We start from the raw sequence: 7103 nt of genomic DNA on the forward strand, positions 1-7103 counted from the left end.
ACCACCCCCCCCCCCCCCCCCGACCCCCCCCCCCCCCCACCCGCACCCCCCCCCCCCGCCGCCGGGCGGGCCGCCCCGCCCCCCCGCGCCGCGCCCCCCCCCACCGTTCCGCGCGGCGCGCGGGGCGGGGAGGCGGGGTGTCCGTTCGCCGGCGCAGGGGGGCGCCCCCTACACGGGCAGGGCGCAACCGGAGGGGGCCCACCGGGGGCCGCCCCTTGTCGACGGGGCACCCGGCGCCACCCCTTCCGACAGGTTGGCGCGGGCCTCCTTCCGCGTCGCCGGTCAGCGGGGATGGGCCAGGGTCCACGGGTCGAGGCGCGCTTCCAGCTCCTCCTCGGGGAGCAGCCGCCGTTGCCTGGCGAGTTCCCTCACGGACAGGCCGGTGTCGAGGCTCTCCTGCGCCAGCTCGGTCGCACGCTGGTAGCCGATGACGGGATTGAGGGCCGTGGCGAGACTCGCGGAGCCTTCGACCAGCTCGCGAAGGTGCTGCTCGTTCGCCTCGATGCCCTGGACACACCGCTCGGCCAACAGGCGGCTCGCCGCGTCGAGGCGGTTCATGGAGTTGAGCAGCAGGTGCACGATCAGCGGCTCGAAGGCGTTGAGCTGGAGCTGGCCGGCCTGGGCTGCCGCACAGACGGAGGCATCGACACCGATCACCTCGAAGCACACCTGGTTCACGGCCTCCGGGATGACGGGATTGACCTTGCCGGGCATGATGCTGGAACCGGCCTGGAGGGCGGGCAGCCGGATCTCGCCCAAGCCCGCTCTGGGGCCGGAGCACAGCAGCCGCAGGTCGTTGCAGATCTTCGCCAGCCGGACCGCGTACTGCTTCAGCGCGCTGGAGATCTGGAGGAAACCGCCCATGCCCTGCGTGCCCTCGATCAGGTCACGGGCCGGGCGCACGGGAAGGCCGGTGATCGCGGCCAGGTGCGGTATCACCGCCTGGGCGAATCCCGCCTCCGCGTTGAGACCGGTCCCGATGGCCGTGCCGCCCAGATTGACCTCGAGCAGGACGCCCGAGGCCCGGGTGATCACTTCGGCGTCGTCCCGGACGGTGAGCGCGAAGGTGTCGAACTCCTGCCCGAGGGTCATCGGCACCGCGTCCTGGAGCTGCGTCCTGCCGAGCTTCACCGTCTTCGCGAACGTGCCGCCGCGCTCCGTGAAGGCACCGGCCAGCTCGCTCATGCCGTCGAGGAGCCGGCCCGCGGCCGCGTGCAGGGCGAGCTTGACCGCGGTCGGGAAGGCGTCGTTGGTGCTCTGGGAACGGTTGACGTCGTCGTTGGGGTGCAGGTGGCCGTAGGCGCCGCGCTCGCGGCCGAGCAGTTCCAGCGCGCGGTTCGCGATGACCTCGTTGGCGTTCATGTTCGCCGACGTGCCGGCCCCTCCCTGGAACACGTCGACCACGAACTGGTCATGGAGCCGTCCCTCACGAATCTCCTCGCACGCCCGGATGACGGCGTCCGCCTGTTCAGAGGTGAGCACGCCGAGATCCCGGTGTGCCGCGGCGGCGGCCGCCTTGACCGCCGCGAGTGCCTCCACCAGCTCGGGATGCGCCGACAGGGCGATGCCGGTGAGCGGGAAGTTGTCGCGAGCGCGCAGTGTGTGGATGCCGTAGTAGACGTCTTCCGGCACCAGGCGGTCGCCGATCAGGTCGTGCTCTGTGCGCTGCGAACTCACTGTCGCGGCCTCCGGTCTCTCTGGGGCAGCACGCCCTGCCCCCTAGTACCAATCATTACACTCAGGCACTCATCAGCGCCATACGGAATACGTGTTACTTGTGAAGGGCGCCCGTCGACAGCGACAGGGCGGACGCAGGGAACGCCGACGGACAGGGCGGGGGCAGGGCGGGGGGGTACACAACAACCGCCCCTCAACACGGTCACGCCCTTCTGGCACGACCGGCCGACCGCCCGTCAGAGGCCGCGACTGATCACCGAGAGCGTCACATCGAGGGCGATCCGGACGTCACGCTGCTTCCAGCCGTACCGGCCGCATGCAGTGCCGGCGCGGCCGGCCCCTGCAGCATCACGTTCGACCTGATGGTGATCGGTACGGCCGTCACCCTGGGGCCTCTGCATCACAGCGCCTTCGTCCTGTCGCTCTCCTCACAACATGACCCGAGGCCTCCCGATGACAAACCCTTCGCAGCGCGACACGGTGGCCCCGTCGGGCCCCTCCAGCAGTACGGTGCGTCATCCTTTCCCGCACACCGGCTGAGCTCTCTCGCCGACAGGAACGGCGTCACGGGACGCTGCGGCGGGGGAGGATCCGGGGGAATGGAGCTGCCTTGGGGAGTGGCCGGGGAGGATCGACCGCGTAGGACGGCATCATCAGGAAAGCCCTGAAAGCTGCAAAGCCGCAGTTCAGCACGCCTCGAACGGCTATTCGTGCAGGTCAGCGCAGGTCGAGCAGCTTCAGGAGGAAGCCGCTGAACGTGCCGCAGACGGTGACGAGACGGCCGCCCGCGTCGAAGGTGACGGTGGCGCACTCGCCGCCCACCGCGGCGATCTTCGCGCTGCCGACCTCGGGTCGCGCCCGAGCGGCCCGGAGAAGGGGTGCGTGCCGCTGCCGGCGCCGTCGGCGTGCATCCCGCTGCGGCCGTTGGGCGCGAGGTACGGGTGCCGGGCGGGGCCCGCGCCGGCGCCCGACGGTAGGCGCGCGAACACGAGAAGTACATGGAACCGCCCCTGGTTTCATGTGGCGTTCACGAGGGGCGCGCGAGGAGGCCGGGACGGGACGGCCGATAATGGCGGGGTGAACGACAGTGGTCCGCGTGTGGTGCTCGCCGAAGACTCCGTCATCCTGCGGGACGGGATGGCCGAACTCCTCGAAGCCCGCGGGTGCCGGGTGGTGGCGACGGCGGGGACGGCGACCGAGCTGCTCGCCGCGGTCTCCCGGCACCGGCCCGACGTCGCCGTGGTGGACGTCCGGATGCCCCCCACCCACACCGACGAGGGCATCCGGGCCGCCGTGGAGATCCGGTCGACCGTGCCCGGGGTGGGCGTCCTCGTCTTCTCCCAGCACATCGAGACCGCCTGGGCCTCCCGGCTCCTCGCGGGCGGGGCGACGGGCGTCGGGTACCTCCTGAAGGAACGCGTCGCCCGCACCTCCGAGTTCATGGACGCGCTGCGGCGGGTCGCGGACGGCGGGACGGCGCTGGACCCGGAGGTCGTCGACCGGCTGGTGCACGGCGGGCGCGGCGGCCGGGTGGAGACCCTGACACCGCGCGAGCGGGAGGTCCTGGAGCTGATGGCGCAGGGCCGTTCGAACCGCTCCATCGCCGAGCGGCTCGTGGTGTCGGAGCGGGCGGTGGAGAAGCATGTCGCCGCCGTGTTCACGAAGTTCGGCCTGCCCGCCACGGAGGAGGACAACCGGCGGGTGAAGGCCGTGCTCGCCTACCTGTCCGAGACGGGCGGGTGAGAGCCGCACTCCCCTGCCGGTCCGGGACCGGCGGGTGGGACCGCCTGCGCCCGCGGCGGGCCGGTGGGACGGTCAGAGCCGTGCGGGCAGCTCGGCCGTGACCTCCGTCGGCCCGCCGGGCGGACTGTCCACGCGCAGGGTGCCGTCCACCGCCGCGAGCCGCTCCACCAGACCGGCGAGCCCGGTGCCGCCGCCGGGCGCCGCGCCGCCGCGGCCGTCGTCCCGTACCGTCAGCCGCACCCGTCCGTCGCGCGCGGTCGCCGCCAGCGCGGCCGTCCGCGCGCCGCTGTGCCGGGCGACGTTCGTCAGCAGCTCCGCCGCGCAGAAGTAGACGGCCCGCTCGATGGCCTCGTCCGGGCGTTCGGCGAGGTCCAGACGGACGCTGACGGGCACGGGCGAGGTGGCGGTGAGTCCGGGCAGCGCGTCACCGAGGCCACCGTCCAGGGCGACGGGGTGGATGCCCCGGGTGAGCAGCCGCAGCTCGGCGACGGTCTCCTCGTTCTGGGTCCGGGCGCGGTCCAGCAGGGTCCGCAGCCGGGCGAGGTCCGGTCCGTCGGCCCCGTCGAGCGCGTCCTCGGTCAGCGAGAGGGTGATGGCGAGGGCCACCAGGCGGGCCTGCGTGCCGTCGTGCAGATCCCGTTCCAGGCGGCGCAGCCGGTCGCCGTTCTCCGCGAGCAGCACGGCGCGGGCCGCCTCCAGCTCGCGGACGCGGCGCTGGGCGCGGGCGGGCCCGAGCAGCAGGGCCGCCAGCCGCCGGTTCGCGCCGGCGGACAGGCGCAGCACTCCGGGCGCGGCGGCCAGCAGGACGAGTCCGAGGAGCACGGAGAGCGCGTCCAGCCGGATCCCCGGCGGGGACGCGGGCTCCAGCAGACGGCCCCAGAGCGGGAAGCCGACGAGCCACCCGCACGCGAGGGGCAGCACCACCGCGGCGGCGAAACCGAGCAGGCCGAGCGGCAGCCGCAGCACCAGGTACAGCAGCGTCCGCCAGGCCACCGGGTCGGTCAGCACCGCGCGGCCGCGGGCGAGGAGGCCGTCGGGGCGCGGCACTCCGGCCGGAGGCGCGACGGACGCCCCGAGCAGCGCGCCGACCAGGAGCCGGTGCGGGGTGCCGAGTCCTCGCGCGCCGAGGAGCGCGAGGACCACGAACGGCAGGCCGACGACGGTGAGCGAGAGCAGCGTCCCCGCGTACACGACGGCCAGCGCGTACGCGCCGCAGAGCAGGGCGAGCGGGAGCCCCACCACGGCGAACACCCACTCCCCCGCGCGCACGGAGAAGTACCGCCGGCGCTCCGGCCCTGTCCCGGCCCCACCGGGGGCGGGCGGCGTGCCCGCCCCCGTCGGCCCGGACGGCGCGGCCCCGCCGACGGCCGGCCGGTCCTGCGGGCGGCCGGGGGCGGGCGTGTCAGTCACGGGCGCCGACCGCCTGCTCCGCCGCCGGGCCCCGGATCGCGCGCAGGCCCGCGCCGAGGATGCCCGGGACGGTCAGCGCCGCCGCGCCCGCCACGATCCAGCCGCAGGCCGCGACCGGCACGGACGGCATCGCGGAACCGGTCGCGGCCGCGCTGAACGCGGCCGAGGCGAGCGCGGCGACCGCGCCACCGAGGAGGACGCCGACCGCGGTGGTGAGCAGGGCCTCGCTGGTGAGCATCCGCAGCAGCTGCCGCCGCGTCGCGCCGACCAGGCGCAGCAGCGCGAACTCCCGGCGTCGCTCCCCGGTGACGGCGATGACGGTGTGGACCGTGGAGACGGCGGTGAAGCAGGTGAGGAGGGCCAGTTCGGCCTGGCGGAGCCAGACGTCGGTGGCGGAGGCGGCGCCGGTCGGTCCGGCGGCGTGCTCGGCGGTACGTGTCATGATCATCATGGTCGCCGAAAGGCCCACGAGAAGCGCGACCGGCACCACGGCGGACGTCAGCCGCCGTGCGTACCCGCGCAGATGGGCCTCCGCGAGCCAGCCGGTGCCGGGCAGCAGCGCCCGCAGGGGTGCGCCCAGGACGGCCACCAGGGCGCGCGCCGTGAGCGGCCCGGTCAGGCCGACCGCGACGAGGAGCACCAGGGAGCCGAGCAGGGCCGCCTGTCCCGCCTTGTCCACCTCCCCCGGCGGTCGTGTCGCGGCGAGGCGCAGCAGCAGGCCGCCGCCCACCAGGGCGCAGACGCCCGCGAGCAGGCGCGGCACGCCCGTCCGCCCCTGCTCGGTGGCGGTCGCGGTGAGCGCCGCGGCGGGCGCGATCCGGGAGACGCGCCGGACCGCGACGGCCGACGCCACGAGCCCGACGGCGAGCGTGACCGCCACGGCGACGAGGGCGGGCAGCGGTGTCACCGGCACCCGCAGGCCCGGCGCGGCCATCCCCCGGTCCCGCAGGGCGTCGAGGAAGCGGTGGGCGGCGCACCACCCGGCGAGCGCGCCGGGCAGGGCGACGGCGAGGGCGGTGGCGAGGATCTGGACGCGCACCAGGCGCCGTACCTGACGGGGTGTGGCGGCGATCGTGCGCAGGAGCGCGAGCTCGCGGTGCTGGCGGCGGAGCGCGAAGCCGATCGCGTGGACGACCACGAAGAAGGCCACGAGGACGGCGATCTCGCCGAAGGCTCCCGCGATCACCATGAGGCCGGGTCCGGCCACCGGTGTCGCGCGGACGGCCTCGGGAGCGGTGACCTGGGTGGCGAACAGCGAGCCGAACAGCGTCGTCGTGGCGACCAGGAGGAGCAGCGCGACGGCGAGTCCCGCGAAGGCGGCCGGACGGCGGCGCAGTTGCCCGAGGGCGAGGAGGACCACGGTGCTCACCCGCCCAGCCGGCCGAGGCGGGCCGCGATCGCGTCGGCGGTGGGCCGTTCCAGCACGTCGACCACGCGGCCGTCGGCGAGGAGCAGGACCCGGTCCGCGTACGCGGCGGCGACGGGGTCGTGGGTGACCATCGCGCAGGTCCGGCCGTCCCGGTCGACGCCGTCGCGCAGCAGGGCGAGGATCTCGTGGCCGGTGGCCCGGTCGAGCGCGCCGGTCGGTTCGTCGGCGAAGAGCACGCTCGGCCGGGCGACGAGCGCGCGGGCGATGGCCACGCGTTGCTGCTGGCCGCCGGAGAGCTGTCCGGGCCGGTGCCGCTCGCGTCCGGCGAGGCCGACCCGGGCGAGCGCGTCGAGGACGCGGCCGCGGTCCGGGCGAGCGCCGGCCAGCCGGCCGGGCAGCTCGACGTTCTGGGCGACGGTCATGGCGGGCATCAGGTTGAACGCCTGGAAGACGAAGCCGATCCGGGTGCGCCGCAGTTCGGCCAGTTTCCGTTCCGGCAGCCGGGTCACCTCGGTGTCGCCCCACCGGACGGTTCCGCGGGTGGGGCGGTCCATCCCCGCGAGGCAGTGCAGCAGGGTGGTCTTGCCGGATCCGGAGGGGCCCATCACCGCGGTGAAGGTGCCGGGTGCGAGGTCCACCGACACCCCGCGCAGTGCGTGTACGGCGGCGGCGCCGCGCCCGTAGGAGCGGTGCAGGTCCTCGGCGCGGGCGGCGGCCGCCGTTCTCGTGTCTGTCGTCGTCTCAGCCATGCCCTCATCCTGGGCGGGCACGGTGGGGCGGGTCGATCATGCCCGCCCCCGGACCGGGGGGTGGGATATGCGCACCCCCCGCGGGCCGGGCAGGGGCGGGGGGGGGGGTCCACGTCGGCGGGGGGGGCCCCGCCGGGGTGGGTGGTGGGCGCCCA

At 75.2% G+C, this 7103-nt stretch carries 5 protein-coding genes and 1 pseudogene; 1 reads left to right on the forward strand and 5 read right to left on the reverse strand.

Annotation, left to right across the window (positions count from 1 at the left end):
* Positions 1-282: 282 nt before the first annotated feature.
* Positions 283-1677 (reverse strand): aspartate ammonia-lyase, encoded by a 1395-nt coding sequence (locus tag ACFV2S_RS16160; RefSeq protein ID WP_385558680.1) that lies wholly within the window; start codon positions 1675-1677, stop codon positions 283-285.
* Positions 1678-2397: 720 nt separating this feature from the next.
* A pseudogene (locus ACFV2S_RS16165) lies at positions 2398-2639 on the reverse strand (hypothetical protein); the annotation flags it as partial.
* Positions 2640-2775: 136 nt separating this feature from the next.
* On the opposite strand from ACFV2S_RS16165, the gene ACFV2S_RS16170 reads away from it, so the two are divergent.
* Positions 2776-3420 (forward strand): LuxR C-terminal-related transcriptional regulator, encoded by a 645-nt coding sequence (locus tag ACFV2S_RS16170; protein ID WP_385558948.1) that lies wholly within the window; start codon positions 2776-2778, stop codon positions 3418-3420.
* A 72-nt stretch (positions 3421-3492) separates the two neighbouring features.
* On the opposite strand, the gene ACFV2S_RS16175 is transcribed toward ACFV2S_RS16170, so the two are convergent.
* Genes ACFV2S_RS16175 through ACFV2S_RS16185 form a run of 3 tightly spaced genes read right to left on the reverse strand, consistent with a single transcriptional unit; the run spans position 3493 to position 6948 of the window.
* Positions 3493-4830: a sensor histidine kinase gene (locus ACFV2S_RS16175; RefSeq protein ID WP_385558683.1), complete on the reverse strand. Its 1338-nt coding sequence runs from the start codon at positions 4828-4830 to the stop codon at positions 3493-3495.
* Entirely contained in the window at positions 4823-6190 is a 1368-nt protein-coding gene (locus ACFV2S_RS16180) for an FtsX-like permease family protein (protein ID WP_385558951.1), read from the reverse strand. Before ACFV2S_RS16180 ends, ACFV2S_RS16175 begins: the two co-directional genes overlap by 8 nt.
* Before the next feature lie 5 nt (positions 6191-6195).
* On the reverse strand, positions 6196-6948 hold the full coding sequence (locus ACFV2S_RS16185; protein ID WP_385558686.1) for an ABC transporter ATP-binding protein: 753 nt from the start codon (positions 6946-6948) through the stop codon (positions 6196-6198).
* Between the last annotated feature and the right edge of the window lie 155 nt (positions 6949-7103).

This window comes from Streptomyces sp. NPDC059695 (assembly GCF_042733785.1).
GTDB lineage: Bacteria > Actinomycetota > Actinomycetes > Streptomycetales > Streptomycetaceae > Streptomyces.